The sequence below is a fragment of the Streptomyces sp. NPDC048197 genome (genome assembly GCF_043202395.1).
In the GTDB taxonomy this organism is placed as follows: Bacteria; Actinomycetota; Actinomycetes; order Streptomycetales; family Streptomycetaceae; genus Streptomyces; species Streptomyces siderophoricus.
The window spans coordinates 162,234-187,277 of the sequence record NZ_JBIDAJ010000004.1 but is presented as its reverse complement, the minus strand read 5'-3'; the positions used below and the strand labels follow the sequence as shown (position 1 = coordinate 187,277).

Sequence of the window (25,044 nt, the reverse complement as noted above, 5' to 3'; positions counted from 1 at the left end):
GCCGTGGATTCTGGGTGTGCTGTTGCCTCCCGGGGCGTGCCGTGGACTCTGGGTGGGCTGTTGGCTGACACGCAGTGGGTGGGCATCGAGGCGTAACTGCCGGTCGGATTGGGTCGTCGGTCGGTGGGGCAACCGGGAACCTCAGGACTTCACTTGTGCCGCGTGGAGCGTCCTGGCTGCCGGCGCCCGTGGACGGTCATGGTCTCCCGGCGGACCTCCATCGGCTCAGCAACCGGTCGCTGGTCCGCGTCCGCGGCGCCACCGGTTGACTGACGCTGGGCGGTGGCCTCCCCCGGGGCAGTCCCGGCTGCGCACGCACCCGTGTCCGCCGGACCAGTTTCAGTCCTGCGGTCGCTGCTGGCCGTCCAGCAGGCGGAGGGTGGCGAGCGCGCCGCCGTCGGGGGCGTTGGTGAAGTGCAGGGTGGCACCGAGGACCCGGGTCTGGCCGGTGGCGATGGTCAGGCCCAGGCCGTGGCCGCTCTTCCGGCCGCTCCCCGAGCGGGTCTTGAACCGTTGGGGGCCGTGATCGAGGAGGTCGTCCGGGTAGCCGTCGCCGTGGTCCCGCACGGTGACGACCGGGCCGTCGACGGTCAGCACCACCGGCGCCCGGCCGTGCTTGTGGGCATTGGTGATCAGGTTGCCCAGAACGCGTTCGAGTCGGCGCCGGTCGGTCTCCACCCGGGCGTCCTGTACGACGTCGACATCGGCTGCCAGGCCGGTGGCCTGCACTGCGCGCTCGGCCAGCGGCCCCAGTTGGTGGATGGCGAGGTCCGCCTGCTCGACCCGGGCGTCCAGCCGGGAGATCTCCAGCAGGTCCTCGGTCAGCCGGCGCATGGTCTGGATGCGTTCCTGGACCATCTCCGTCGGACGGCCGGGCGGCAGCAGTTCGGCCGCCGCGTGCAGCCCGGTGAGCGGGGTGCGCAGCTCGTGGGAGACGTCCGCGGTGAAGCGCTGTTCGCTGTGCAGCTTGGTCTGCAGGGTGGCTGCCATGGTGTCGAGCGCGGCAGCCACCGCTGCCGCCTCGTCCTGCGCCAGGTCGGGGCGCAGGGCACGGGGGTCGCGCACCCGGGCGTCGAGGTCGCCGGTACTGATCCGACGGGCGACGCGGGCGGTGCGGTGCAGCCGACGGGTGATGCGGGAGACCGCGAAGAGGCCGACGAGCAGGGTGACGCCGATCGCTGCGGCGGAGGAGCCGATGATGGCCCGGTCCAGCCCCTGGAGGGAGGCGGCCCGGTCGGTGTAGTCCACGCGTACGGCCAGGACCCGGCCGCCGTCGGCGGGGGCAACGGCCCACATCGTCGGCCGGCCCTGGTGGTCCGCGAGCTGGGTGCCGTGTTCCTTGTGGTGGACGGCCAAGTCGCGGAGGTTGTAGGGGAGGTCAGGCGGATCCACCGAGGCGTTGTGGCCGAGTGGTTCGCCGGCGACGTAGGTGGCCACCGCGTCGTCGAGTGCGTCCAGGGCGGCGCCGCGCGCCTGGTCCTCGGTCTGCCTGCCGACCAGGGTGTGCACCAGGATGCCGAGCAGCGCGGCAAGGGTGCAGCACATGACGGTGATGAAGACGGCGAACTTCCAGTAGAGGGACGCCGTCCAGGAAGGCAGCCGCAGCGCAGCCCGCTGCCGTGCGCCGCTCATGGCGTGTGGCCCGGTGAGGGGGTGCGTGGCGGTGCGAGGGTGCGCGGCGGTGAGGGGGTGGGTGGCGGGGAGGGAGTGAGCCGCGGTGAGGGGATACGTTCCGGTACGGGCGTACGCTCTGGTGCGGGTGCGCGTTCCGGTGCGAGGGAGGAGACCTTCTGGTCGAACTCCATCGTCCGGATCTCCATGGTCTGCCGTCGCTCGTCCCAGGCGTGCACGGTGCGCATCTCGTAGCCCGGTGAACCGGTGGGCTCCCGCATGATCACATCGCCGTCGGAGACTTCCACGGACAGCGGGGTGCCGGCGGTGTCCAGGATGCGGTTCACCACCCCGCCCCTGAGCATGTAGGCCCAGACGGCCAGGGTGTGCTCGGCCCCCTCGATACCGACGATCAGCTCGTCCTTCCCGTCGTGCGTCAGGTCCTGGTACTCGGGGGCCCGCACGGGACAGTGCTGCGGCTTGTCGCCGCACTGCTGAATCCTCCGCTCGGTGGCCTTGTCGAAGGCCGGCGCGTCGTGCCGTGCGTCGTCGGCGATCTGCGCTCTGACCACGTCCAGCGGGTCCAGCCTGCGGATATTGCCGGACGGCACCCGGGGCAGCCCGGGGAGGGGTGAGGGTCCGTCCTGGCCGGTCTTGTCCGGGGGCGGCTGCGGGGCAGGCGCCCGGTCGGGCCAGAGGCGGGCCGGCGCCGACGCCACGGGGGCGGCTCCGGCGCTGCGAGGCTCCCCGGTCGCCCCTGTACACCCCGCCGCCACCAGTGTCATCGTGGTCATCGCGCCCACCGTCGCAAGGGCGAAGGCAACGCTCCGTGCCCGGCGGGGGAGCGGCAGGGAACGACGGAGGGGCACAGGACTTCCAGAGAGCACGGGACGGCAGCGTATGGGGACAATGATGTTTGCTGACCTGCATGACGGCAATCCCACGGTTGTGTAACGGTCGCCCGTAGATGGGCCCACAGCGACCAGTGAATACGGTGACAAGTGATTGGTAACCAGTGAGCAGTGACCGGTCACCGGTGCCCCATACTCAGTGAGCAGTTGACTCGATCGATTCGGCCTCCCGGTCGAGTGGTGTGTTTTGTGGTGCGCGTTCCTGAGCGCACGGCGTATCTGCTCCCGGCGGTCCGCAGTTGGGGCTAGCTCTGGTGTTTGCCGGACATCGTCATCGAGGTCCATTCCAGGCCTGACCCGGCCGACCCGGCCTGACCCGACAGCCGTTGCAGAACCAATGCGGCATCAATTCCAGGCTCAGCGTGGCACCGTGCTCAGCCGGCGGTCGGCCAAGGCCAGCCGAGCTGGAGAAACATGCCGAGGCGGTCGCTGACGGCGCGTATCTCCGAGATCTTGCCGTTGGTGACGGTGAACCACCAGATCTGCTCGACCTCGAAGGAGCGGTTGGTGGGCTCGGGCATGCGCGGGTGGTAGCCGGTATGCGTACCGGTGACGGTCAACCGGGCGACTACGGTGTCGTCCTCGGCGACCAGGGCGTCGGGCTGCATCACGCCTTCGCCGAATGCGTCGAGCTGCTGGCGGAAGCCGTCGAAGGCTGCGCCGGGCTCGTCCGCCTCGCCAAAGATGATCTTGTTGTGGTCGATCACGTCGAGCGCCATGTAGTGCGGCAGATCGTCGAGTCGCCGCTCGTTGATCGCCCGGAAGAAGTCCGCGACGACCTGTTTGTTCGCCATCGGCGACAGCATAGGAAATCCCCCCAAAACTTACGACGTAAGAAAGCCTACGTGCACCACGGTAGACTTACGACGTAAGAAAAACAAGAGCGGTCGGAGGAGTCACGGTGGGAAAGCGAACTCGCGGCGAGCGGGCGGGTCTCTCGCGGACGCAGGTACTGGACGCTGCGCTGGCTCTGGTGGACCGGGAGGGCGCCGGTGCGTTGACGATGCGTCGCCTGGGGGTCGAGCTGGACGTCGAGGCGATGACGCTCTATCACTACGTCCCCAACAAGGACGCCCTGCTGGACGGCCTGGTGGAGCGGCTGTTCGCCCAGGCGCTGCCCTTCGCCGATGAGAACGCGGAGGCTGACCCAGGCGCGGAGAGCGCCGACTGGCGCGCGCTGCTGCGGACGTACGCGGTCTCGCTGCGCCAAGCGCTGCTGCGCCACCCAGGTGTGCTCTCCTTTGCAGCGAGCCGCCCAGCGGTGACCCCGGCAACGCTTGATGCGGTGGAACGCGGTTTGGCAGCCCTGACGGCGTCGGGATTTCCGCTGGGCGCAGCAGTGCACGCCCTCAATACCCTCTCGCTCTTCGTCGTCGGCCACACCGCGGCCGAGGCCGCCCAGCCCACCCAGGCCGACGCGCCCGGTTCCCCTGCCTGGCTGGCCGAGCTGGACGCGGCCCGTTACCCGCTACTCACCGAGGCTGCCCGCAGCGGCGCCGGAACAGACGACGCCGAACGGTTCGACTTCGCCCTCAATGCTCTGGTCAACGGCTTTGGCGCCGCGCTCGATTAGGCACTGAGCCGGCCGCGGCGTCCGCGAAGGCGTTGTGGGGTGAAGAGCGGACCGAGCGCGACAGGTGCGTACGGTGAGCGGGTGGTCGTAGGTGCGGCTGGCGGCACGGCATCTCTCCGATGCAACTTCCGCGTCTGGGGGCCAACGCGGTGACATCAGCCTCGTGGAGCGCGCGTTGGACGACCTTGACGTACGGTGGCTCGGGAAATTGCATGCGGTGTGCTTGTTGCCTGCCTCTCCCCGGAATGGAGCCCGTCCATGACCGCTGCCACTCGTGAGGTGTTCGAGCGATACCACGCCTGCTGGGAGGCCCGCGACCCAGATCGGATTGCTGAACTCCACACGGTCGACTCGGTGTTCCATCTGCACTCGGGTCAGGCTCCTGTGCGTGGACGGGAGGCCATTCGCGAGGCGGCGGCCGGGATGTTCGCTCTCGTTCCGGACTTGGCCTTCAAGTTCGTCTCGCTCCGCACCGGTGAGGATTTCTGGGTCGTCCAGTGGAAGTTGACCGGGACGTCGGTGTCCGGTGCTGCGATTGATGTCGACTTGATGGACTTCGTTGTGGTGGAGAACGGCGCGGTGAAGGAGAAGCACTCCTACGTGGACGGGGTGGCGATGCAGGCCGCGCTCGCGTCTCCCGAGGCAGCCGAAGCGGAGGCTCGCTGAGGACGGCTACCCCTGTATCACGCCGTTAGGTTGTGAGCTCGGACTGGGTCGGCACGCCCGCGCCGGAGTTGCCGCGGGCGTGCAGCACAGTCACCACATCCAGTGCTGGAACCAGGCGGTGAGCAGAGTGATGGCGCTGCCGCCGATGGCGTACAGGGCGCCCCGCAGCGGCTCCTGCCACAGGGGGCGTGTGCGCTGGTCGGAGTGTTCGCGCTGGGAACGCTGGTCGGGGGCCCCAGCCTCGTCGGGGCGGCCCACCGGTTCGGTGGTACCGTCGTTTTCCATAGGTGTGCCTCCAGAGAATCGGGTCTTCGCGGTCCTGAGCTGCGTGGTGCATCGCTGAGAGAGCCCCCTCGACGCCCGGGCCTAGGAATCCGGTCGAGGTTGGGCTCTCTCTTGCGTTGTCACGATGGTAGCGAGCGATAAGAGGAACACCTTCTGAGCGGAGGCTAGTTGGGCGGCGCTTTCCCGGTGCCCTGTTGGTCGTGTGTGCTCCGTGAAGAGTGGTACTGACGAAGTGCCTTGCCCCTCCTCCCAACCCGTCGCCGACCTGCGCACCCACGCAAAGCCTGTGCCGGTCGTCACGCCCACGCAGACGTGCACGATGGTGAACAGGGGCGTCAGTGACCCGATGATGAAGACCCCACAGCGGTGCACAAAGACTCGTCGACGAGGACGATGAACGGCCGTGGCGCCGGTCCGCACGGGACGACCAACCGTCATGCCGCCCTCGATGGCAACGTAGTTGCCGTGCCACTGGCCAGGGAACTCATTGGTGACCGAGTGACCGAGTGACCGAGTGACCGCGTGACCGAGTCGACAAGGAACGGCATGTCGTCGGTGACGACCTCGACGACGGAGTGGCTGGAGGTCCGGCCGGCAGCGGTTCTTCTCGACGGTCGGCGCGGGCGCCGCTGTGTCGTTGGCTGGTTCGTGCGGGGTCCTGTCTGACGTTCTGCCTGACGTTGTGCCTGACGTTGTCCTTCCGCTTCGAGAGCTGGTGTGTACAGCGAGTGAAGGGTGAGGCGTTTGATCCACCAGGCTCGACCGAAGCGTGCAGTCTGGCACGTGCGGGGGTCATTCAAGAGTTCCCGCTGCAGTGCGCCATGCATTGCGACCTACCATTAGAGAAGGACGCTCATCATCATGAGCAACACCTCCGGCATTGAGACCCGTGAGATGGCCGACGACGAGCTCGACGGCGTCGCGGGTGGCCTCTCCGTCAGTGGCTCCGTGGAAGGCCTGACTGCCACGTTCGCCCCGGGCCCCAATGGCGTGCCGATTCTGACCGGTGGCTCCGTGAAGTCCCTCAGCCTCACTGTTTCGGACATCCCGCTGGGTCCGATCAGCAGCTGAGCCACACCTTCGGCACGGTGCTGACCCACCGGATGCCGGAACTACCCCGGGGCGTTGTGAAGTAACTCGGGGCCCTGGCTGATGTCGGCCTTCAAGACCTGGCTGTGGTCTTGAAGGCCGACATTGTCGCGTGGGTGTTGGGGGAGGGTGGGGTCACTGACAGCTGATTTAGCGCTATCGGCGGCCTCTGATTCACATTCTCGGCAGCTGTCTGTGTCGCCGCGTCAACGCGGCACCGACGGTCCCCGGACTACGGACGGGAACCACAAACCCAGCGCGCCGCTGCGCCCGGCTGCTGACAGGATGCCTGCACGTTGAACACGAGGACGAGCACGGCACGAGCACGAAAACGAACGCGAAAACGAACATGAACATGAACGCGAACGCGAACCCAAGCGCCGACAAGGGCGCGGCCACGAACATTGCACCGATTACTTACGTGCGGATAGCCGAAGCCCTCATCGACCTTGGGATGATTACCAGCGAGACGAGCCAGAGCGTTCTGGCCGATGCCGTGGGGTACGCCACCGAGCCGATCAGGCACCGCTATGAAGTCGCAAGCGCCCTCGAATCCTTCGGCGTGGCTGTGTCCATCCACTCCGAAGACGTCGATTTCGCCGATGCGCACTATGAATGGCTCTTGAACGAGGCTGCGGCCCTCACCGGCGGCCAGGTCACTATCGCGAACTACCGCTTCGAGAAGGACGATCCGGACGACGAAGAATGCGGCCTGGGCACCATGCACTTCGAATGCAACGGTAAGCCTCTCTCCTTCTCCATCGAGCAGGAGTCGAACGATTACCTCGATATGGGGGCAGCACAGGCAGCGATTGAAGCGCTCAGTCCCGATGGTGACCCTCGGGAATTTCGCTGTGTCGTGCAGGAAGGGAGGCAACTCTCCGACGACATCATGGTCCTGGCCACCGCCGAACAGCGTGAGGGGCTTCGCCAACGCCTCGGTATCGCGTTCCAGCGTCCTTGGCGCTGACCGGATGATGCCTGGGTGAGGCTGGACGGGGCTGGACGGGGTCTGAACGGGACGGGGTCTAGAAGGGACGGGCTTGGAAGGGACGGGCCTGGAAGGGGCCGGGCCTGGGCGAGGTGGATGATGCCTGCATCGGCATGAGGTCTGGACCGCCAAATTGCCGTGCGGCTAAGGTCCGTTGATGTCCTTGATTGTTCCTTCACTGCCGCCCGGCTACCGTTCGCGGTCCGCAAGCGTCCACGACGTCCCGGCGATCCACACCTTGGTCATGGCCTGCGAGGAAGAGGTGTACGGGCGGGTGCGGACCGATGCCGGGGGCATCGCAGCCGATCTCGCGCGGCCTGGATTGGTGCCGGAGTTGGACACCGTGCTCGTGCATGACCGGGCCGGGTGCCTGGCGGCCCGGGCCTGGGTGGACCGGCGCTCCGAGATCGATGTGCATCCGCAGCACAGAGGGCAGGGTCTGGGAGTCGCGTTGCTCGATTGGGTGCAGGCGCGGGCGCGGCAGGCCGGCAGCGACGGCATCGTGCAGACGGTGCCGGACGCGGACTCGGGTGCGGTCGCGCTGTTGCGCTCGCGCGGATACGAGCCGCTGGTGACGTCATGGCTGTTGGAGTTCGCCATGCCGGACGAACCTGCCGTGCCCGAGCCGCCGACGGGTGTCACGGTGCGGCCCTTCCGTGCCGCTGACGGGCCCGCCGCGCATGTGCTCGTTCAGGATGCGTTCGACGAGTGGCAGGAGCGACGGCAGGCGTACGAGGAATGGGCCGCGCATACCGTTGAGCGGTCTGCCTTCGCCCCGAGGCTGTCGGCCCTCGCCTTCGTCGGCGATCAACTGGTCGGTGCGGCCTTGGCGTTGGACGTGCCGAGCACGGACGAGGGCTACTTGGAGCAGGTCGCCGTACGCCGTGACCATCGAGGGCGGGGGATCGCCCGGCTGCTGCTGCGCGACACGTTCCGCGCGTTTCACCGGGCGGGCCGCCGTACCTGCACGCTGTGGACGCACTCGGACACCGGCGCGCTCGACCTGTATCTACGCGTGGGCATGACGGTCCGGCACAGCTCCACGGTGTTCCGCAAAGACCTCCGTTCTTAGTGCGCGAACGACGCGACCTTTACGTCACGCCGGCGCAGTGGATGCGGGGTGTGTGGATGCGGTGGAGTGCGGATCCGGGGGGAGGCGGTGCGGCGGAGCGTGAAGGCAGGGGCGTACGGATCCAGGTGATGCGGATGCGGGGGAGCGCGAAGGCGGGGGAGCGCGACGGCAGGGGAGGGCGGATGATGGGGGCGGAGTGCTGGTGGGGTCTGGCTACCCTTCTTCCGTCAGTGCGGTGACCAGTTCGTCCAGTCCGTTGAAGCGCCGGTCGAAGGCGTCGGAGCTCGTCGGCGGGTCCCCGACCGGTCGGTGGACGTAAGCGGTCCGCATGCCCCTTGCCTGGGCTCCGCGGAGGTCCCAGGCATGGGCGGCCACCATGAGTACGCGGTGTGGTGGGCATCCGGCGGTGTCGATGGCGAGTTGGTAGATCTCCGGCGCCGGCTTGTAGGCCAGGACGGTTTCGGCGGACAGGGCTTGGTGCCAGCGCAGCCCGGCGTGTGCGTTGAGTCGCAGGAGGGCGGTGCGGCTGGCGTTGGAGAGACCCAGTACGGGGAACCGCTGGGCGAGCCGTTCGAGACCGGCGACCGAGTCACCCCACGGGGGCAGGCGCTGACCTGCGGTGGCCAGGCGGGCGATGGCCGCCGGATCGGTGAGCCCGACATGGTCGGCCACCCGTTGCGCGGCCTCGCCGTCGATGATCTCGCTGTTGGCGTACGCGCGTTGCCCTTGCCCGATGCGTTGCTGCTCGCGCTCCACATGCCTCTGCCACACGGTGAGCAGCTCGTCGATGGCCGCGTCGTCGGACGCGGGCACCGCCTCGCGGATTGCGGTTCGCAGGCCGCGGGGTTCGTCGACCAGGGTTCCCAGGACATCGAAGACCACGGCGTTGATGTCGCAGAGCTCGGCCATGCGTTCTCCTCTTCGCCTTGCGCGTCACCATTTCAGTAGGTGACGGATCTTGCCGAAGGGCCCCGTCACCGGTCAAGATGGTGACGTGGATTTCGCATTCGTGAGCGGCAACCCGGCCCTCGACCTGGCCGGCACCGTGAGGTCCCGTCGAGACGAGCCCACCGACCTCCTGGCCGCGCCCGCAGACCTCGCGCGGTGGGTGGCCGCATGCGACGAGCTCCCCGACCGCGTCAGCGCCGACGCGACCACCTTCGAGTCCGCACTGTCACTGCGAGAGGCGATCTACCAACTCGCGCTGGATCGCGTGCTCGATCGGCCCTTCGATCCCGGGAGCCTCGACATCGTCAACGCCGCGGCCGCCGGGCCCGTGCCCACGATCAAGCTCAGTGACGCCGGGCTGCAGGTGTCGGGAGACCTCGTCGCGGTGCTTTCTCACCTGGCCAGAAGCGGTATCGCGGTGCTCGCCGATCCCCATGCCTGCCTCAAGGAGTGCGGCCGTACTGGCTGCACTCGCATCTACCTCGACCGCTCGCGCGGCGCCCGGCGCACCTGGTGCGGGATGGACGAGTGCGGCAACCGCGTCAAGGCCGCCGCCTACCGGGCTCGCAGGCGCGCCTCGACCAGGGGCGAGGGGACCTCCTGACGTCCTACGGGAAAACTTGCCGTGCGGCCGTCAAAGCCACCGCGAGCCCGTTCAACCGCAGGCGGGTGGCGCCGCGCAGGTGGGGGAAGTCGTGGTCGGGCTCCGCGGAAGGGGTGAGGAAGGCTGCTTGTTCGGTCCACTGCAGGTGGGTGCCGTCGGCCTCCGGGTGCAGTTCGACGGTCACCAGCGAGGTCCAGCGTGGCACCTCGTCCACGCAGGACGTGTACGCGTAGACGATCCTCGACCCCGATGCGATGTCGAGGTAACGGGACTGGAAAGCGAGCCGTTCCGGCGGTGCGTCTGGAACCGTGGAGAAGACACTGGTCGCCGACTCGCCGCCGTTCACGGTGAAGTCGTGACGGTACGACAGCTGGCGGCCGGGCAGCTTGAACCACCGGCGCCGGACCGGAGTGTCGGCGAAGGCCTCGAACACCGCGCTCGGAGGCGCGGCCAGATGGGATCCGACTGTGAAAGTGTCGTGCCGCACCCCTGGGACCGCGTTGCCGACCTGCCCGCCAGCGGCTGTGTCGGCTGCGTCTGAGGCACCGGTTCCGGCGGCGTTGGTGGCCATCTTTTCCTCACCTGGCATTGCGTTTTCTCACCTGGCATCGTGACGAATCGGGCGAGCGCCCATTAGTTACTAACCGTATGTAACGGGGTGTGGCCGCTGCGTTCAAGGCCTCGCTCTAACGCACTTCCATGTCAGCTACGCACCTTCATGTCAGCTATGCACTCGGAGGAAGGGAAGAGACATATGGATTCCGCACTGCGTGCCCGGCTGGCGACGGCCGGGGTCACGCCGGAATGCGCGGCGACCATCGAGCTCGTACGCGACGTGCTCGCCCGCGTCGGAGACAAGTGGACCGTCCTGGTCATCACCACGCTGGCCGACGGACCGCTGCGCTTCACGACCCTGCACGAGCGGATCGCCGGGGTCTCCCAGCGGATGCTGAGCCAGACGCTCCGCTCGCTGACCCGCGACGGACTGATCACGCGGACTGCCTACGCCGAAGTGCCGCCGCGCGTCGAATACGCGCTCACCCCGCTCGGGCAATCGCTCAGCGACACCGTCACGCATGTGGTGCGCTGGGTGCAGGAGCACCAGACCGAAATCGTCCGTAACCGCGAGGAGTTCGACGGATCCGGCTCTGTGACGCAGTGAGGCAGTAACTAATCCCGCCCCGTGTCCCGTTTGGCGCGAGCGGCGCATGTGCGGCGGCGATAGGAGCCGGCGGCGAGGAACAGGCCGATGCCCCACACCAGGAATTGGGGGATGCCGTAGACGACGATCCAGGGGCTGAAGATGCCCTCGGCGTTGAAGTCTTTGATCGTCTGTGCGGCGGCCCAGGCGGTGTAAAGGAGGAGGAAAGCCGAGACGGTGAAGGCCGTGCCGGCCAGCGTCCGGCGCGGAACTCGGCGCCCGGCAAGGAATGGAGTCCAGCTCGGGAACACCACACCCCACGGCCGGACCAGGCTCCACGCCAGGATGCCCGCGAGCAGGGCCAGACCGCTGAGTACGAAGAGGTACGGACCGCCACCGCCCGCGTACCACTCCCGGAACTTGTTCTCGTCCGCCCACAAGGGAATTCCCAGCGCCCAGACCGCGTGCAGCGGGATGAACCCGACGGTCGCCGAGAGCGCCGAGGCATAGGCGGCTCGGACGGCCCACCGGGGCGGCGGCGGAACTTCACCGATTTCGATTCTTGGACGGCGGACGGCGCTTTCGGACATGGCCCGATCTCCTGACGAGTGGGAATACTTGAGTGGGAAGGCGTGAGTGGGGGGGAAGACTTCTGATCACTAGTCACGTTTCCACGGGTCTGCCTTCGAGGGCGTCGAGCCCAGGACTGAAGATCACTCATCCTCCGCGGTGACCGAGGCACCGAGCCTTTCCCCCGCGTGGGGGAGCCGGTCTCATCCTCGTCCACCGGGTAGAACGTGCCGTCAGACTGAGCCCGGTTGATTCCCGCCGTGCGGGTTCCCGCAGGTTGAGCGCTACGGAAAACCTCACTGGGCCGGACGGAAACCCGCATACCGCCGCTGAGCTGCGGTTTCTAGCTTGGAGGGCATCGAGGTGCCTGCCTCGGGTGACTGACCACCAGCTTGGAGACGCACGTGCTGCACACCATGTTCTTGGCCCTGCCGCAGGAGCCCGCGAACGGGATCGCGGGCTGGGCCGCCCATCTCGTCGATATCTTGGGCGGGCCGGGAGCCGGCCTGGCCATCGCGCTGGAGAACCTCTTCCCGCCGCTCCCCAGTGAGGTGATCCTGCCGCTGACCGGGTTCGCTGCCGGGCAGGGAGTACTCACTCTGGTCTCGGCGCTGTTCTGGACCACGCTCGGCTCCGTCGTGGGAGCAGTGCTCCTTTACTGGATCGGCATGCTCTTCGGCCGCGAACGCATGCATGCGATCTGGGCGAAGCTGCCGCTGGTCAAGGCATCGGATCTGGTACGGACGGAGGAATGGTTCGCCAAGCACGGCACCAAGGCGGTGTTCCTCGGCCGCATGGTGCCGATCTTCCGGAGCCTCATTTCCGTACCTGCGGGGGTGGAGCGCATGCCGCTGCCGGTCTTCGTCATGCTGACCACGCTCGGCAGCCTGATGTGGAACTCCGTGCTGGTGCTGGCCGGTTACTGGCTGGGTGACCAGTGGGCGGTGGTGGAGGCCTATGTCGGGATCCTGTCCAAGGTGGTCGTGGTTCTGGTCGTCGGCGCCTTTGTCGGGTACCTGGTCGTTCGGCTCCGGGGCCGCAACCGGGCCCAGCACCGGCGCACTTCGTGATCCCTCACCCGCACTCCCACACCACGGGCCCGCTCCTCGCACCGCCTGGTCGATCTTGCTCCGGGTGTGCGGCCGCATTAGGCTCCGGCTCCGTGCAGGGGGACTCCGCGGACATCATCATCACCACCACCAGCCACCCTCTTGCGGACCGTGCGGACCGTGCGGACCGTTCCTACGCGGCGGACCCGTCAGACCCGTCAGACCCGTCGGTCCCGTCGGGCCGTGACGGCAAGGACGGCTTCGGACGGGACGATTCCGCGGCGGTCCGGAAGCTTCCGTGGCCGCGCAGGAGCCTCGGCGCGCTCCTCGGTTGTGTCACCGCCCTGCTCGGCTTCCTGCACCTGCTCCTCGTCGGCGCCGCCCTCGGCCCGTTCCTGGTATGGCCGCCCACCCGGAATGCCGCTCTCGACATCCTCACCGCGGGAGCCCGTCGGCTGGCAGGCCTGGAGCGGGCCCGTCGGTCCCGGTTCTTCGGCGACCGCTTTCCCGAGCACTACCGTGCGTCCGACCGGAAGACCCTGCGTTATCTGGTGGTCCGCAGTTGTTCGGGATTGCTGTGCGCCGTGGTGATCGGACTGCTGGGCTTTGGTGTCGTCCTGGCAGGACTGCTGATGTGGGGGACCGTTCACGGCCGGCTCCGGTGGGACGAGTTGCTGATGCAGGTGGTCCTCGGCGGTGTGCTGCTCTTCCTCGATGTCCAGGGGCTGCTTTCGCTCGCTGCCCTGGATGCGCGGAGTGCCCACGAGTGTTTCGGTCCCTCCGAGCGGGAGTTGCTGAAGCGGCGCATCGACGAACTGGCCACCAGCCGGGCCGCGGTGGTGCAGGCGGTGGACGCGGAACGCCGGCGTATCGAGCGGGATCTCCACGACGGGGTGCAGCAGCGGCTGGTGGCGCTCGCCATGCTGCTCGGGCGGGCGCGCAGGCGGCGCGATCCCGGGCAGGTGGACGCCCTGCTGCACCAGGCACACCAGGAGTCCCAGGAGGTCCTCGCGGAACTGCGCGAGGTGGCCTGGCGCGTCTACCCGTCGGCGCTGGACAGTCTGGGACTCGAGGAGGCGCTGGGTGGGGTGGCCGAACGAAGCAGCCTCCCCGTCCGTACGCGGTTCGACGTCGCCGGTCCGCTGCCGCAGCCGGTGGAGGCCGCCGCGTACTTCGTGGTGTCGGAGTCGGTGACCAACGCGGCCAAGCACGCCGGTGCCACGTCCGTAACGATCCAAGTCATGGGTCATGGGCGGTGGTTGACGGTGCGAATCCAGGACGACGGCAGGGGCGGCGCGGATCCGATGGGCAGCGGCCTGAGCGGACTGCGCAGCCGGGTGGCCGCGCTCGACGGCGCTCTGCACATCGACAGCCCGCCCGGGGGGCCGACCACCATTTCCGCGGAGCTTCCATGCGCGTGATGATCGCCGAGGACTCGACCCTGCTCCGGGAAGGAATGGTCCGACTGCTCGTCGAAGAGGGGCACGAGGTTCCGGCTGCCTTCGGTGAGGCGGTGTCCCTGCTGAAGGAGATGGAGTCGCGGCGACCCCACGTCGTCGTGCTGGACATCCGGATGCCGCCGACGCACACCGACGAGGGGCTACGTGCGGCGCTGGAGATCCGCGAGCGGTGGCCGGAGGTCGGTGTGCTGGTGTTGTCCCAGCACATCGAGCGCAACTACGCGGCCCAACTTCTGGCCACCAGCGCGGAAGGGGTGGGGTACCTCCTCAAGGACCGCGTGGCGCAGGTCGAGGAGTTCCTGGAGGCGTTGGAGCGCGTCCATGCGCGCGGCGCCGCCATCGACCCCGAGGTGGTGCGGCACCTGGTCGTCCGCACCACGCACGCCGACCCACTGGCGCGTCTCACCCCGCGTGAACGCAGTGTCCTGGAGGCCTTGGCGCAAGGGCACACCAATGCGGCCATCGCCCAGAAACTTCACCTCTCGTTGAGTGCGGTGGAGAAGAACCTCAACACCATCTTCGGCAAGCTGGAACTGCCGCAGACCACCGGTTACAGCCGGCGGATCCTGGCGGTGCTGACGTTCCTGAAGTCGTAGGTGGCGGACCGCCTCGCCCCGACCCGAACGGCCGCCTCGCACCGACCTCTGAGGCCGGATGGGGCCACCCCCACTCGCGATGGACAGCATCCTGTTCCAGGCGTTCCATACGTTCGTGCGTTCCATATATTCCATGTGTTCCATGACCCGCGCCAAGGGCAGCACTACCGAGGAAAAAAACTGGCGCAAGTGTCAACTCTGAAAGGGCATTGGCAGAATGACGCGTTTATCGGGCGAGAAGGACGCGAAGGACGAGCAGGACGCGACGAGCGGTGGGTACTCCCGCCGTAAGCTCCTCAAGATCGGGATCGGTGTCGCCGTGGGGGCAGGGGCCATCGGTTCGGGCACCGGGGTGGCGGTGGCCGGCGGGCCGGACGATCCGTCCAGCCCGACCTTGGCGACCAAGGTGAAGAACCTGAGCGGCCCGGCCGAGACCGGCCCGTTCGCCTCGCCGTGGACCGACCTCGGCATCCCCGTGCGGTGTCCGAACGGCACCATGCTGTTCGTCGGCGGTGACACCTTCAACGGCGACCACGTACCGCAGCCGGGCGAGGGCGCCGACGACTGGCGCGCCCCGGTCGGCCTGCGCTCCAGCAGCGCGGACCTGAACAACCTGCGGATCGACGGCAGTGTCGGCGGGGATCATGCGATCAGCCTGGTCGACGAGCCGCACAACCCGGTCGGCGACAAGGCCACGACGGCGATCCCGTCCGATGTGTTCGTCGTCGACGGCGTCATGTACATGCATCTCATGCGGGGCGTCATCTACGACACCCACCACACGGACTTCTGGCGCTCCACCGACAACGGCGAGACCTGGGAGTACCTGTGTCAGTGGCCGGGTGACCTGCACGGCGGCCAGTTCCAGCAGAAGACCTACGCCGTGGCCGAGGGCGACTACTGCTACGTGCTGTCCACGGTCTTCAACCGCGAAGTCGCCTCCGGGATGCTGCTGCACCGGGTGCGGAAGGACAGCCTCGGCAATCCGGACGCTTACGAGCCGTGGGGCTACGCGGACGGCGACTGGCGGTGGGGCGCGCCGCCGACGACCGTCTTCGGCACCCGCAAATGGGGCGAGATCTGCTTCCGGGCCATGGACGGCAAGTACGTCCTGACGTGGCTGAACATGAGCCCGTTGTCGATCCGGGCGATGGTCTTCGCGCTCCCGACGTCGGACCTCACCAGGACGCTGGAGCAGACGATGATCCTGCCCGGCAACCCGGGGCAGGAGACGGCCAACTTCGTCGCCAGCCCGTACGGCGGATTTGTGATTCCCGGCTCGACCTTCGGCGACTTCCACATCGTCGTCAGCCAGTGGTACGACCCCTGGAACTACCGGTTCATGCAGTACAAGATCAACATGCTGTCTTGAGGCGGCGCATCGTCACGTCGGGCGCCGTCGTGAGGCGGCGGCGCCCGGCCACCTCCTCGGCAATTGCCCAGGTCAGGGACGGGCCCGCCCCGAGCATGCGCATGACTGCCGTGGTCCGCCGCGTGGCGCCTCTTGTCAGTTACTAGGTAGACTGACCTACCTAGTAACTGAGAGGGAATGCGATGAGTGCATCCGGCACCGAGGCTGCCCGGCCCAGGAGGCGGCGAGGAGCCGCGCGCGAGCGCCTGCTCAGCGCCGCATCGCGCCGCTTCTACGCGGACGGCGTCTCAGCGACGGGGATCGACACGATCACCGCCGAGGCAGGCGTGGCGAAGATGAGCCTCTACAACAACTTCTCCTCCAAGGCCGACCTGGTGAGGGCCTACCTCGATGCCCGGCACGAGGAGTGGATGGGCCTGTACCGGCGGCGGCTGGACGAGGCCCCGGACGCGCGCGGCGGCGTGCTCGCCGTCTTCGACGCGTACGCCGATCACGCGGCCTTCGCCTATGAGCACGGCTTTCGGGGGTGCGGTCTGCTCAATGCCGCCGCCGAACTGCCCGTCGGGGACGAGGGGCGGGCCGTGGTGCGCCGGCACAAGGAGCAGGTCGAGTCCCTGCTCGCCGGGCATCTGGAGGAATTGCTGCCCGGGCGGCCGGAGGAGGCCCGTGCGGTGGCCGAGCATCTGGCGTTCCTGCTGGAAGGCGCGATGGCGCGCGCCGGGCTGGAGGGCGGGGGCACGCGTCTGGAGCATGCGCGGACGATGGCGGCGGACCTGCTGGACCGGCTGTGAAGCGGGGCACCGGACACCCGGCCGGCTCGGTGGCCGTGGGATCGCTGTGCGTGCTCGTCGCGTCGGCACTGTGGGGCACCACGGGCACCGCGGCGACCTTCGCCCCCACCGTCGGCCCCCTCGCGATCGGGGCCGTCGCCATGGGCCTGGGCGGACTGCTGCAGGCACTGATAGCCGCCCCTCGTATCGCCCGGGAAGTGCCCCGCCTGCGTGCGCAGCGCGGGGTGGTGCTGCTCGGGGCGATGGCCGTGGCGCTCTACCCCCTGGCGTTCTACAGCTCCATGCACCTGGCCGGGGTCGCTACCGGGACGGTCGTGTCGATCGGCTCGGCCCCGCTGGCTTCGGCCCTGATCGAGCGTGTCGTGGACGGGCGCCGGCTGACGCGCCGCTGGATGCTCGGCGCCGCCCTGGGGATGTCGGGGACGGTGCTGTTGTGTGTGGCCGAAGCGGCCAGGCCGCACTCCGTGTCGGGGGCCGGGTCCGTGCGGATGACCGTGCTCGGTGTGGGGTTGGGATTGGTGGCCGGGCTCACCTACGCGCTGTATTCCTGGGCGGCACACCGGCTGATCGGCCGCGGCGTCTCCTCCGGCGCGGCCATGGGCACCGTCTTCGGAATCGGTGGGGTGCTGCTCCTGCCCGTACTGCTGGCCACCGGCGCCCCGCTCCTCAGCTCGTGGTCGAACGCGGCCGTCGGCGCCTACATGGCCCTGGTCCCCATGCTCATCGGCTACGTGCTGTTCGGCTGGGGCCTGGCGCACGTCCCCGCGAGCACCGCGACCACGCTCTCCCTGCTGGAACCCGCCGTCGCGGCCGTCCTGGCCGTGCTGATCGTCGGTGAACGTCTGCCCCTGCTGGGATGGTTCGGCATCGCCGCGGTCGTCGGCTGCCTCGCCGTGCTCACCACGCCGCAACGGACGGCCCGGCGGCCGCGAGCGATCACCACCAGGACCACCCGGACCACCAGGACCACCACGAGGACCACCACCGGCGCCGGGGGCACTGACACCTCACGGCCCGGCGGTGCCTCTGCCCACGTCACCGCACCCTCCGTATCCACCGGGCGCGGACCGGGTTCCGCCGCGCCCTGAGTTCGTGGCCGAACGGGGCGCTCCCGGAGCGTAGTTCCAGGGCGCGAGGTGCTCGCGCTGGAGGGACGTTCACACGTCGCGGCGCCGCACGACGAACACGGCGAATGCGATCGTGATCAGCGGCCAGAGCGCGTACACGAGCCAGGAGCCGGGGACTGTGGCGGAGTAGCCCAGGGAGTGGGGGTCGGGCTCCCAGGTCTCGATCAGGCGGTTCCAGGCGGCCGACACCATCGCGTGCTTGATGTCCGCCGACCAACGATTGCTGTCCGAGAACATGGTGGGCAGCATCAGCAGGGCAAAGACGCTGGTGACCATGGTCGCGGCGGCGTGCCGGAGCAGCACGCCGAGGCCCAGGCCCACGAGTGCACAGACCGGGGCCAGCAACGCGGTGGCCACCAGCGGCCGGAACACCCCTGGGTGGGTGATCGGGACCCCGGCGTGCCGCCCGTTCAAAATGGCCTGGGAGACCAGGAAGCAACCGGTGGAGACGGCCGTGCCGATCGCGGTCCACAGTGCGGCGGTGACGGCCGCCTTGGCCAGGACGACCGAGCCGCGGGCGGGAACGGCCACGGTGGTGGTGCGGATCAGCCCGCTGCTGTACTCGCTCACGACCGTGAGGGCGCCCATGCTGCTGGCCACGAGCATCAACGTCCAGTAGCCGGCCGGCGGATAGGCGTCGAAGGGCCGGAAATCAGCGGGGCCGGAGCCCGCGGCCCGGTCCGCCAGCGTGGCCACGGCGGTCGCCCCGAGGACGAAGAGGACGGTGAGGGCGATCGTCCACGGAGTGGAGCGCAGGGACCGCATCTTGAGACACTCGGAGGCGAGCAGATCGCGGAAGCGGACGGGCGGTGCGGCGACGGGGGTGGGCCGGTGGACGGAGGTGAGTGTGGTCATCGGGGCTGTCCTGCCAGGTATTCGGTGCTGTCGGCGGTGAGTTCCATGAAGGCCGCCTCCAGTGAGGCGGTGCGGGTGGTGAGTTCGTTCAGCTGGATGCGGTTTTCGAAGGCGAGTGCTCCGATGCGGTCCGCCGGGAGTCCGGTCACGGCGAGCCTCTCGGCGCCGGCCGAGCCCTCCGGCTCGACCGAGGCGCCCGCCGCGGTCAGCACGGCTGCCAGTTCGGCGGCCCGCGGTGTCGTGACCACGACGCAGCGACGGGTGCCGCGGGCCGCGAAGTCCCGTACCGACTCGGCCGCGATGAGGGAACCCCGGCCGATGACGACCAGCTGGTCGGCGGTGTTCTCCATCTCCGACATCAGGTGGCTGGAGAGGAAGACCGTGCGCCCCTCGGCGGCCAGCCGCCGGAAGAGCAGGCGTACCCACCGCACGCCCTCCGGGTCCATACCGTTGATCGGCTCGTCGAACATGAGCACCGGCGGGTCGCCGAGCAGGGCGGTGGCGATGCCCAGCCGCTGCTTCATGCCGAGGGAGAATCCGCCGATGCGGCGGTGCGCCGCCTCGGCCAGCCCCACCTCCTGAAGCACCTCGTCCACCCGGCGCCGCGGGATGCCGTTGCTGCGGGCCAGGGCGGCCAGGTGGGCCGCGGCGCTGCGTCCGCCGTGGACCTGGCCGGCGTCCAGGAGGGCGCCGACGTGCCGCAGTCCGCGCGGGTGCTGGCGGAAGGGGACGCCGCTGACGGTGGCGGTGCCGGTGGTGGGTGTGTCCAGGCCGAGGATCATCCGCAGGGTGGTGGTCTTGCCGGCTCCGTTGGGGCCGAGGAATCCGGTGACCTGGCCGGGGCGTACGGTGAAGGACAGGTGGTCGACGGCCGTCTTGTGGCCGTAGTGCTTGGTGAGTTCGCTGACTTCGATCACGGCACCCACACTGCCGAGCGGACCCGCTATGGGCATGGGGCCGTGGGTGGCAATCGTGCGGCCGGATCGGCCCGTGGGCGTACGTCCACGGGTTGATGCCGCGCGGGTGGTGACCGGTTAGTCTCGCGGCGTGAACCGCATAACGATCACTGTGCTGCCCGCGCGCATGGCGCACCGCGGCCCGGTCCGCAAAAGGACCTGCCGCCCATGACGAGAACGAAGGCCGTGGCCTGGGCGGGGGGTGCCTGCTACCTCCTCATGGTCGGTCTGCTGGTGGGGGTCGCGCCGCGGGTGTCGGGGACGGTCCTGGGTGTCGGGGCACTGCTGGCCGTGAGCTTGCTGGTCGGCGTGGTGCGACGCATGCCGCTACTGGCTCTGGCCCTGGCACTCTTCGGATCCACCGCCGTGGTGACGGGCACTCCGAGCTCCCTCCACAGGAGCCTGGCGGTGTCGTACCAGGGCCAGTTCCTGTCGTTTCTGGCGGCGGACCTCGTCCTGGGCTTCCTCGTCGCCCACTGCGCACGGCGGGTCTCGACCGTCGCCGTTTCGGTGTCCTTCGTCGTGCAGTTCCTGGTGATCGGCCTCTTCGCACATGGGGACGGCCTGAGCGTCAATGGGCTGATCGCTCTGCTGGCGATGGTCGCCTCCTGCATCGCCGGCCTGCTCCGTCGCGAGCGCCGCGAGCACGCGGTGGCGCTGCGTTCGCAGGAGGTGGCCGAGGCGGTGACCGCCGAACGGCTGCGGATCGCACGGGAGTTGCACGACATGGTCGCGCACAGCATCGGCATCATCGCCATCCAGGCCGGTGTGGGGAGCCGGGTCATCCAGACCCAGCCGGCGGAGGCCCGCGAGGCCCTGCGCGCCATCGAGGCCACCAGCAGGGAGACGCTGTCCGGGCTCCGGCGCACACTGGTCTCGCTCCGTCAGGCCGAACGGGACGTGACCGCCCCGAAGCAGTCCCCGCTCGCACCCGCGCCGGGGCTGGCGGACATCGAACGGCTGGCGGCGGCGACCGCGGACGCGGGGGTACGCGTCGACGTGCGCCGAACCGGCGATGACCGCCCGCTGCCCGCCGACATCGACCTGTCCGCCTACCGCATCGTGCAGGAGGCGCTGACCAACGTGGTCCGCCACGCCGGCACCGGGCGTTGCCGGGTGGCGATCGACCACGGGGACGAGGAGCTGTTCGTGGAGGTCGTCGACGAGGGGCGTGGTGTCACGGGCAACGGCTCGGCCCACGGCTTCGGCCTCATCGGCATGCGCGAGCGGGTCGCCCTGCTGGGCGGCCGGCTCAGCACCGGCCCGCGCCCCGAGGGGGGCTACCGGGTAGCGGCCCGGCTGCCGCTGCCCGCACCCGTCGCTGTTCCGGTGGAGGCCCGATGACTGTCCGGGTCCTGCTCGCCGACGACCAGCCGCTGGTGCGGTCCGGTCTGCGCGTGATCATGGCTGACCACCCCGACCTGGAAGTCGTCGGTGAGGCCGCCACCGGTTCCGAAGCGGTCCGGCTCGTCGGCGACCTCCGCCCCGACGTCGTGGTGATGGACATCCGGATGCCCGGCATGGACGGGATCGAGGCCACCCGCCTGATCACCGCCGGTCCGGCAACGACCCGCGTGCTGATCCTGACCACCTTCGACGAGGACGACCATGTCTACGACGCCCTCCGCGCCGGCGCGAGCGGCTTCGTGGTCAAGGACATGGCGCTGGACGACATCCTCGCGGCGATCCGCGTGGTCGCCGCGGGCGATGCACTGATCGCGCCGGGGGTGACGCGCCGTCTGATCGCGGACTTCGTCAAGGGCCCCGAAAGGGCCGCCCCGGAGCGCTCCCCACGGCCGGTCGACGGCATCACCGAGCGGGAGCGGGAAGTGCTGACCCTGGTCGGACGCGGCCGGTCGAACACCGAGATCGCGGAGGACCTCTTCATCACGGTGGCCACCGCCAAGTCCCATGTGTCACGCCTGCTCACCAAGCTGGACGCCCGGGACCGGGTCCAACTCGTCATCACCGCCTACGAGTTGGGGCTCGTTACGCCGCCCCGCTGATCCTCTGCCCGGACCCATGGTGCACGTGGCGATCAGGGCCAGGCACTTGGTCCGTCATCGGTTTCCCCTTGCTTGACCGCTGGTCCAGTCCCAGTTCGTGATCGTGTCGCGCATCAGGCGAGCGGCTCTGGAGAGATGGCTGTCGGTGCACCGGAGAAGGGTGAGCGTGCGACGGCAGTCGGGGCTGTCGACGGCGATCCAGGCGACGGGGGCACTCGTGGCGGTGTGCTGGGCGAGGGCGGGGACGAGGCCGATCCCGAGTCCTGCGCTGATCAGGTCTGCCAGCGCGCCGGCCTCATCGCCTTCGCAGACGATTTTCGGCGTGAGCCCCCGGCCGGCGAAGAGGCGGTCGAGCAGGCGGCGCTGCCAGTGTCCTTTGCGGGTGGCGACGAAGGGCTGGCCGGCGAGTTCGTCGACGGTGACGGAGGGGCGGCCCGCAAGCGGGTGGTCGAGTGGCGTGGCCACCCACACCGCCTCGGTGTGCAGTTGCACCGTTTCCAGGCCGTCGACCGCGATCGGTTGGGACGCGACGCAGAGGTCGATGTCCTGGGCCCGCAGGCGGCGGGCCATGTCCTCGGCGGGCAGCTGGTGAAGCTCGACCTCGACGGAGGGATGGGCTCGTTTGTACGCGGCGAGCGGCCCGGTGAGGGTGAGCAAGGTTTCCGACGCCAGCCGCACGGTGCCGAAGCCGTCGCCGGTGGCCTCGGCGACGGCCCGTCGTCCCGCGTCGAGCTCACCGAGGGCGCGTTCGACGTGGGCGCGGAAGAGCTTCCCGGCGTCGTTGAGCCGGAGCCGGCCGGCCCGGTCGAACAGGGGGGTGCCCAGTTCGCTCTCCAACCGGGCGATGGTGCGGCTGAGTGACGGCTGGGCGACGTGGAGTTCGTCGGCTGCGCGGCTGAGGTGTTCCCGTCGTGCCACCACCACGAACTGCCTGAGCGAGTTGAGATCCACGCCCTTTGCTCCTTCCTTTGCGTCCCTGCCCGCGCTTGCCACGGCGCCATACCGTCAGGGTCATAACGCCATAGCGATATTGGTCTTGGACGTCATTACTCGTTGATCATAACGTCGTGGGCGATGGGGAATGGGAAGCGAGGGAGGAGACGCCTCATGGCCACCGCAACCGACAGGTTCCGCCCGGCCGTGCCGGCCCGGTCGGACACCACGCGGCGGACGACACCCAGCGGGTGGGCCCTGCGGGCCGTCGTCAGCGCGCACGTGGCGGCGATCGTCGGTCAACCGGTGTTCGCCGGGGTCTATCTGAGCGGCGACTACGACGCCTTGCGCTGGCATGCGGCCGGCGCCAACACCGTCACCTCGCTCGGATACCTGCAGGTGATCGTGGCGCTCATGGTCTGGGTGCGGCTGCGCCACAGCCGGCCGTTTCTGGCCACGTCGGCCGTGGTGGCGGCCGAGACGGTGCAGTACTTCGCCGGGATGGCCGGCGCGCTGTGGCTGCACCTGCCGCTGGGGGTGATGACCATCGTCGCGCTCGTCGTGCAGTTCATCGATGTCTGGCGTCGGCCCATGAGCCGGCGATCGCAACCCCCTGGCGAACGGCAGACCGTGCAGGGGCAGAAGAAGCAGGAGGCCGGCAATGAGTGAGCACGATGCGGACCGCTCCGGGCCGGCCCACGGCCTGGCACGGCGCCAAGTGCTGGGAATCGGTGGGGCCTTGGGGCTGATGGCGGCCACCGGGCTGTCGGCGTCGGCCGCGCTGTCCCGCCGCCCGTCGGTCACCGGTGCCGAACTGCGCAGCGCCGTACCGCTGCCGCCCGCGTTCCGGGTGCCGTTGCCGATTCCCTCCGTGCTGGCGCCGGTCAGCACCTCGGGCGGGGTCGACCGGTACGACATCACCCAGCGCGAAGCGACCCTGGAGATCCTGCCCGGCCTCAGGACGCCGCTGTGGACGTACGGCGGGACCTTCCCCGGGCCGACGATCGAGTCGCGCCGCGGTCGGCCGATCACCGTGACGCACCGCAACGACCTGCCCGTGCCGACCGTCGTGCACCTGCACGGCGGAAGGACCCCGGCCGCTTCGGACGGGTACCCGACCGACCTCGTACTGCCTGCGGGTTGGCCGGACCACACCCACGGCATGCACCCTGCCCACGGCACACACACCGCCGATGCCCCACACACTGACCACGGCATGGAACGCGACATGAGCCATGGCATGGGGCGCAACATGGGCCACGGCATGGGAAACGTCGCGGGGCACGGCATGCACGATCCGCGGGCGGTGCTGACCCGACTGACCCGCGACTACACGTTCCCGCTCGACCAGCGGCCGGCACTGCTCTGGTACCACGACCACCGCATGGACTTCACCGCGCCCGCGATCTGGCGGGGGCTGGCCGGGCTGCAGGTCGTGCGCGACGAGGCCGAGGACTCACTCGGGCTGCCTGCGGGCCGGCGCGAACTGCCGCTGATGATCGCGGACCGCGCGTTCGCCGCCGACGGCAGCCTCGCCTATCCCGCCCTCGACCCGACCCTGCGGGAACAACCGGGAGTGCGCGAGCCCTATCTCGCCGGCGTCCTCGGTGACGTGATCCTGGTCAATGGTGCTCCGTGGCCCGTGCACGAGGTCGACGCGGCCCGATACCGGCTGCGCATCCTGAATGCCTCCAACGCCCGGCACTACGAACTCGAAGCGGTCGGCGACGACGGACGCCGGCTCGATCTCGTCCAGATAGGCGCCGACCAAGGGCTCCTCGCCGCGCCGGTCACCCACCGACTCCTGCCGATCGCGCCGGCCGAACGCTACGACGTCATCATCGACTTCTCCGGTGTCCCGGTCGGCAGCCGCGTCCGGATCGTCAACCGGCTGGGCTCCGGGCGTACCCGCGACGTGCTGGCCTTCCGCATCGCACGCAAAGCCACCGACGACAGCCGCGTCCCCCGCACCCTCTCCAACGATCTGCCGAGCTGGCGCCGCTCGGACGCCGCCAGGGTGCGCGAGTTCTCCTTCCGCGCCGGGCGCATGCACGGCGATCACGGCTGGCTGATCGGCGGGCTGCCGTTCGACCCCGCCCGCTCCGATGTCACCGTCCGCTTCGGCGATGTCGAGGTGTGGCGACTGGTCGCCGATGTCCACCACCCCGTCCATCTGCATCTGGTCGGCTTCCGGGTGCTCTCACGAAGCGGTCGACGACCGCTGCCCCACGATGCGGGCCTGAAGGACACCATCTCCCTGCGGCCGGGTGAATCGGCGGAGATCATCACCCGTTTCGACGGTTACCGCGGCCGCTATCTCTTCCACTGCCACAACGCCGAACACGAAGACATGGGAATGATGGCGAACCTCGAAGTCGTCTGACGGCGATGGTCCGGTGGCTCGTGCCCGACCGGAGCCAGATCCCGAGCCGCTGCCG

The 25,044-nt window shown here is 69.1% G+C and carries 27 protein-coding genes and 1 pseudogene; 17 read left to right on the top strand and 11 right to left on the bottom strand.

The window, feature by feature from the left end:
- Nucleotides 1–339 precede the first annotated feature (339 nt).
- The 3 genes from ACGF4C_RS07990 to ACGF4C_RS07980 form a co-directional block, all read right to left on the bottom strand.
- Complete coding sequence (locus tag ACGF4C_RS07990; protein ID WP_393564228.1) at nt 340–1,632, bottom strand: ATP-binding protein; 1,293 nt, start codon at nt 1,630–1,632, stop codon at nt 340–342.
- Nucleotides 1,629–2,405 (bottom strand): hypothetical protein, encoded by a 777-nt coding sequence (locus ACGF4C_RS07985; RefSeq protein ID WP_393564226.1) that lies wholly within the window; start codon nt 2,403–2,405, stop codon nt 1,629–1,631. The genes ACGF4C_RS07990 and ACGF4C_RS07985 overlap by 4 nt, the downstream gene beginning before the upstream one ends.
- 491 nt (nt 2,406–2,896) lie before the next feature.
- Nucleotides 2,897–3,316, bottom strand: coding sequence for an ester cyclase (locus ACGF4C_RS07980; RefSeq protein WP_393564225.1), 420 nt, complete (start codon nt 3,314–3,316; stop codon nt 2,897–2,899).
- A gap of 107 nt (nt 3,317–3,423) precedes the next feature.
- Here ACGF4C_RS07980 and ACGF4C_RS07975 point away from each other — a divergent pair, with 107 nt between their 5' ends.
- The gene (locus ACGF4C_RS07975) at nt 3,424–4,095 is read left to right on the top strand and encodes a TetR/AcrR family transcriptional regulator C-terminal domain-containing protein (RefSeq protein WP_393564223.1); all 672 of its coding nucleotides are present in this window, start codon (nt 3,424–3,426) and stop codon (nt 4,093–4,095) included.
- A gap of 258 nt (nt 4,096–4,353) precedes the next feature.
- Nucleotides 4,354–4,761: a nuclear transport factor 2 family protein gene (locus ACGF4C_RS07970; protein ID WP_393564221.1), complete on the top strand. Its 408-nt coding sequence runs from the start codon at nt 4,354–4,356 to the stop codon at nt 4,759–4,761.
- Nucleotides 4,762–4,851: 90 nt separating this feature from the next.
- Here ACGF4C_RS07970 and ACGF4C_RS07965 read toward each other — a convergent pair whose 3' ends face one another.
- Nucleotides 4,852–5,046, bottom strand: a complete 195-nt coding sequence (locus ACGF4C_RS07965) for a hypothetical protein (protein ID WP_393564219.1) — start codon at nt 5,044–5,046, stop codon at nt 4,852–4,854.
- A 512-nt stretch (nt 5,047–5,558) separates the two neighbouring features.
- Nucleotides 5,559–5,639: pseudogene (locus ACGF4C_RS07960) on the bottom strand (hypothetical protein); the annotation flags it as partial.
- A gap of 268 nt (nt 5,640–5,907) precedes the next feature.
- On the opposite strand from ACGF4C_RS07960, the gene ACGF4C_RS07955 reads away from it, so the two are divergent.
- The 3 genes from ACGF4C_RS07955 (at nt 5,908) to ACGF4C_RS07945 (ending at nt 8,198) form a co-directional block, all read left to right on the top strand.
- A complete protein-coding gene (locus tag ACGF4C_RS07955) occupies nt 5,908–6,117 on the top strand; it encodes a hypothetical protein (protein ID WP_393564218.1) in 210 nt (69 codons plus the stop codon).
- 373 nt (nt 6,118–6,490) lie between these two features.
- Nucleotides 6,491–7,105 carry a hypothetical protein gene (locus ACGF4C_RS07950; protein ID WP_393564216.1) on the top strand — a complete coding sequence of 205 codons (615 nt, stop codon included), beginning with the start codon at nt 6,491–6,493 and terminating at the stop codon, nt 7,103–7,105.
- Nucleotides 7,106–7,370: 265 nt separating this feature from the next.
- Nucleotides 7,371–8,198, top strand: a complete 828-nt coding sequence (locus tag ACGF4C_RS07945; protein WP_393564214.1) for a GNAT family N-acetyltransferase — start codon at nt 7,371–7,373, stop codon at nt 8,196–8,198.
- 213 nt (nt 8,199–8,411) lie between these two features.
- On the opposite strand, the gene ACGF4C_RS07940 is transcribed toward ACGF4C_RS07945, so the two are convergent.
- On the bottom strand, nt 8,412–9,107 hold the full coding sequence (locus tag ACGF4C_RS07940; RefSeq protein WP_393564212.1) for a haloacid dehalogenase type II: 696 nt from the start codon (nt 9,105–9,107) through the stop codon (nt 8,412–8,414).
- An 85-nt stretch (nt 9,108–9,192) separates the two neighbouring features.
- Here ACGF4C_RS07940 and ACGF4C_RS07935 point away from each other — a divergent pair, with 85 nt between their 5' ends.
- A complete protein-coding gene (locus ACGF4C_RS07935; RefSeq protein ID WP_393564211.1) occupies nt 9,193–9,750 on the top strand; it encodes a CGNR zinc finger domain-containing protein in 558 nt (185 codons plus the stop codon).
- A 4-nt stretch (nt 9,751–9,754) separates the two neighbouring features.
- On the opposite strand, the gene ACGF4C_RS07930 is transcribed toward ACGF4C_RS07935, so the two are convergent.
- Nucleotides 9,755–10,339, bottom strand: coding sequence for an SRPBCC domain-containing protein (locus tag ACGF4C_RS07930; RefSeq protein WP_393564209.1), 585 nt, complete (start codon nt 10,337–10,339; stop codon nt 9,755–9,757).
- 165 nt (nt 10,340–10,504) lie between these two features.
- Between ACGF4C_RS07930 and ACGF4C_RS07925 the strand changes: the two genes are divergently transcribed.
- A complete protein-coding gene (locus ACGF4C_RS07925; protein WP_393564207.1) occupies nt 10,505–10,912 on the top strand; it encodes a winged helix-turn-helix transcriptional regulator in 408 nt (135 codons plus the stop codon).
- Nucleotides 10,913–10,920: 8 nt separating this feature from the next.
- On the opposite strand, the gene ACGF4C_RS07920 is transcribed toward ACGF4C_RS07925, so the two are convergent.
- The gene (locus tag ACGF4C_RS07920) at nt 10,921–11,481 is read right to left on the bottom strand and encodes a hypothetical protein (protein WP_393564205.1); all 561 of its coding nucleotides are present in this window, start codon (nt 11,479–11,481) and stop codon (nt 10,921–10,923) included.
- Nucleotides 11,482–11,877: 396 nt separating this feature from the next.
- On the opposite strand from ACGF4C_RS07920, the gene ACGF4C_RS07915 reads away from it, so the two are divergent.
- The 6 genes from ACGF4C_RS07915 (at nt 11,878) to ACGF4C_RS07890 (ending at nt 17,817) form a co-directional block, all read left to right on the top strand.
- Nucleotides 11,878–12,531 carry a DedA family protein gene (locus ACGF4C_RS07915; RefSeq protein WP_393564513.1) on the top strand — a complete coding sequence of 218 codons (654 nt, stop codon included), beginning with the start codon at nt 11,878–11,880 and terminating at the stop codon, nt 12,529–12,531.
- 92 nt (nt 12,532–12,623) lie between these two features.
- A complete protein-coding gene (locus ACGF4C_RS07910; RefSeq protein WP_393564203.1) occupies nt 12,624–13,931 on the top strand; it encodes a sensor histidine kinase in 1,308 nt (435 codons plus the stop codon).
- Nucleotides 13,922–14,566: a response regulator gene (locus ACGF4C_RS07905; protein ID WP_393564201.1), complete on the top strand. Its 645-nt coding sequence runs from the start codon at nt 13,922–13,924 to the stop codon at nt 14,564–14,566. The genes ACGF4C_RS07910 and ACGF4C_RS07905 overlap by 10 nt, the downstream gene beginning before the upstream one ends.
- Nucleotides 14,567–14,783: 217 nt before the next feature.
- Complete coding sequence (locus ACGF4C_RS07900) at nt 14,784–15,938, top strand: DUF4185 domain-containing protein (RefSeq protein WP_393564199.1); 1,155 nt, start codon at nt 14,784–14,786, stop codon at nt 15,936–15,938.
- Nucleotides 15,939–16,120: 182 nt separating this feature from the next.
- Nucleotides 16,121–16,729 carry a TetR/AcrR family transcriptional regulator gene (locus tag ACGF4C_RS07895; protein ID WP_393564197.1) on the top strand — a complete coding sequence of 203 codons (609 nt, stop codon included), beginning with the start codon at nt 16,121–16,123 and terminating at the stop codon, nt 16,727–16,729.
- Complete coding sequence (locus ACGF4C_RS07890) at nt 16,726–17,817, top strand: DMT family transporter (protein WP_393564195.1); 1,092 nt, start codon at nt 16,726–16,728, stop codon at nt 17,815–17,817. The genes ACGF4C_RS07895 and ACGF4C_RS07890 overlap by 4 nt, the downstream gene beginning before the upstream one ends.
- Before the next feature lie 69 nt (nt 17,818–17,886).
- On the opposite strand, the gene ACGF4C_RS07885 is transcribed toward ACGF4C_RS07890, so the two are convergent.
- Both ACGF4C_RS07885 and ACGF4C_RS07880 read right to left on the bottom strand, forming a co-directional pair.
- Nucleotides 17,887–18,711 carry an ABC transporter permease gene (locus ACGF4C_RS07885; RefSeq protein ID WP_393564194.1) on the bottom strand — a complete coding sequence of 275 codons (825 nt, stop codon included), beginning with the start codon at nt 18,709–18,711 and terminating at the stop codon, nt 17,887–17,889.
- On the bottom strand, nt 18,708–19,664 hold the full coding sequence (locus ACGF4C_RS07880; protein ID WP_393564192.1) for an ATP-binding cassette domain-containing protein: 957 nt from the start codon (nt 19,662–19,664) through the stop codon (nt 18,708–18,710). Before ACGF4C_RS07880 ends, ACGF4C_RS07885 begins: the two co-directional genes overlap by 4 nt.
- 171 nt (nt 19,665–19,835) lie before the next feature.
- On the opposite strand from ACGF4C_RS07880, the gene ACGF4C_RS07875 reads away from it, so the two are divergent.
- The gene (locus tag ACGF4C_RS07875; protein WP_393564190.1) at nt 19,836–21,011 is read left to right on the top strand and encodes a sensor histidine kinase; all 1,176 of its coding nucleotides are present in this window, start codon (nt 19,836–19,838) and stop codon (nt 21,009–21,011) included.
- Complete coding sequence (locus ACGF4C_RS07870) at nt 21,008–21,673, top strand: response regulator (RefSeq protein WP_393564189.1); 666 nt, start codon at nt 21,008–21,010, stop codon at nt 21,671–21,673. The genes ACGF4C_RS07875 and ACGF4C_RS07870 overlap by 4 nt, the downstream gene beginning before the upstream one ends.
- A 54-nt stretch (nt 21,674–21,727) precedes the next feature.
- Here the strand turns inward: ACGF4C_RS07870 and ACGF4C_RS07865 are convergent, their stop codons facing one another.
- Nucleotides 21,728–22,624 carry a LysR family transcriptional regulator gene (locus tag ACGF4C_RS07865; protein WP_393564187.1) on the bottom strand — a complete coding sequence of 299 codons (897 nt, stop codon included), beginning with the start codon at nt 22,622–22,624 and terminating at the stop codon, nt 21,728–21,730.
- A gap of 156 nt (nt 22,625–22,780) precedes the next feature.
- Here ACGF4C_RS07865 and ACGF4C_RS07860 point away from each other — a divergent pair, with 156 nt between their 5' ends.
- The gene (locus ACGF4C_RS07860) at nt 22,781–23,275 is read left to right on the top strand and encodes a hypothetical protein (protein ID WP_393564185.1); all 495 of its coding nucleotides are present in this window, start codon (nt 22,781–22,783) and stop codon (nt 23,273–23,275) included.
- On the top strand, nt 23,268–24,989 hold the full coding sequence (locus ACGF4C_RS07855) for a multicopper oxidase family protein (RefSeq protein WP_393564183.1): 1,722 nt from the start codon (nt 23,268–23,270) through the stop codon (nt 24,987–24,989). Before ACGF4C_RS07860 ends, ACGF4C_RS07855 begins: the two co-directional genes overlap by 8 nt.
- Nucleotides 24,990–25,044: the final 55 nt, after the last annotated feature.

What these genes read in the sequence shown, in the direction of transcription:
- ACGF4C_RS07855 (WP_393564183.1), top strand. Translation starts at nt 23,268, where the DNA reads ATGAGTGAGCACGATGCGGACCGCTCCGGGCCGGCCCACGGCCTGGCA.
- ACGF4C_RS07950 (WP_393564216.1), top strand. Translation starts at nt 6,491, where the DNA reads ATGAACGCGAACGCGAACCCAAGCGCCGACAAGGGCGCGGCCACGAAC.
- ACGF4C_RS07860 (WP_393564185.1), top strand. Translation starts at nt 22,781, where the DNA reads ATGGCCACCGCAACCGACAGGTTCCGCCCGGCCGTGCCGGCCCGGTCG.
- ACGF4C_RS07940 (WP_393564212.1), bottom strand. Translation starts at nt 9,107, where the DNA reads ATGGCCGAGCTCTGCGACATCAACGCCGTGGTCTTCGATGTCCTGGGA.
- ACGF4C_RS07990 (WP_393564228.1), bottom strand. Translation starts at nt 1,632, where the DNA reads ATGAGCGGCGCACGGCAGCGGGCTGCGCTGCGGCTGCCTTCCTGGACG.
- ACGF4C_RS07895 (WP_393564197.1), top strand. Translation starts at nt 16,121, where the DNA reads ATGAGTGCATCCGGCACCGAGGCTGCCCGGCCCAGGAGGCGGCGAGGA.
- ACGF4C_RS07970 (WP_393564221.1), top strand. Translation starts at nt 4,354, where the DNA reads ATGACCGCTGCCACTCGTGAGGTGTTCGAGCGATACCACGCCTGCTGG.
- ACGF4C_RS07920 (WP_393564205.1), bottom strand. Translation starts at nt 11,481, where the DNA reads ATGTCCGAAAGCGCCGTCCGCCGTCCAAGAATCGAAATCGGTGAAGTT.
- ACGF4C_RS07945 (WP_393564214.1), top strand. Translation starts at nt 7,371, where the DNA reads ATGGCCTGCGAGGAAGAGGTGTACGGGCGGGTGCGGACCGATGCCGGG.
- ACGF4C_RS07905 (WP_393564201.1), top strand. Translation starts at nt 13,922, where the DNA reads ATGCGCGTGATGATCGCCGAGGACTCGACCCTGCTCCGGGAAGGAATG.
- ACGF4C_RS07980 (WP_393564225.1), bottom strand. Translation starts at nt 3,316, where the DNA reads ATGGCGAACAAACAGGTCGTCGCGGACTTCTTCCGGGCGATCAACGAG.
- ACGF4C_RS07875 (WP_393564190.1), top strand. Translation starts at nt 19,836, where the DNA reads ATGACGAGAACGAAGGCCGTGGCCTGGGCGGGGGGTGCCTGCTACCTC.
- ACGF4C_RS07985 (WP_393564226.1), bottom strand. Translation starts at nt 2,405, where the DNA reads ATGACCACGATGACACTGGTGGCGGCGGGGTGTACAGGGGCGACCGGG.
- ACGF4C_RS07885 (WP_393564194.1), bottom strand. Translation starts at nt 18,711, where the DNA reads ATGACCACACTCACCTCCGTCCACCGGCCCACCCCCGTCGCCGCACCG.
- ACGF4C_RS07900 (WP_393564199.1), top strand. Translation starts at nt 14,784, where the DNA reads ATGACGCGTTTATCGGGCGAGAAGGACGCGAAGGACGAGCAGGACGCG.
- ACGF4C_RS07915 (WP_393564513.1), top strand. Translation starts at nt 11,878, where the DNA reads ATGTTCTTGGCCCTGCCGCAGGAGCCCGCGAACGGGATCGCGGGCTGG.
- ACGF4C_RS07955 (WP_393564218.1), top strand. Translation starts at nt 5,908, where the DNA reads ATGAGCAACACCTCCGGCATTGAGACCCGTGAGATGGCCGACGACGAG.
- ACGF4C_RS07930 (WP_393564209.1), bottom strand. Translation starts at nt 10,339, where the DNA reads ATGCCAGGTGAGGAAAAGATGGCCACCAACGCCGCCGGAACCGGTGCC.
- ACGF4C_RS07925 (WP_393564207.1), top strand. Translation starts at nt 10,505, where the DNA reads ATGGATTCCGCACTGCGTGCCCGGCTGGCGACGGCCGGGGTCACGCCG.
- ACGF4C_RS07965 (WP_393564219.1), bottom strand. Translation starts at nt 5,046, where the DNA reads ATGGAAAACGACGGTACCACCGAACCGGTGGGCCGCCCCGACGAGGCT.
- ACGF4C_RS07880 (WP_393564192.1), bottom strand. Translation starts at nt 19,664, where the DNA reads ATGCCCATAGCGGGTCCGCTCGGCAGTGTGGGTGCCGTGATCGAAGTC.
- ACGF4C_RS07870 (WP_393564189.1), top strand. Translation starts at nt 21,008, where the DNA reads ATGACTGTCCGGGTCCTGCTCGCCGACGACCAGCCGCTGGTGCGGTCC.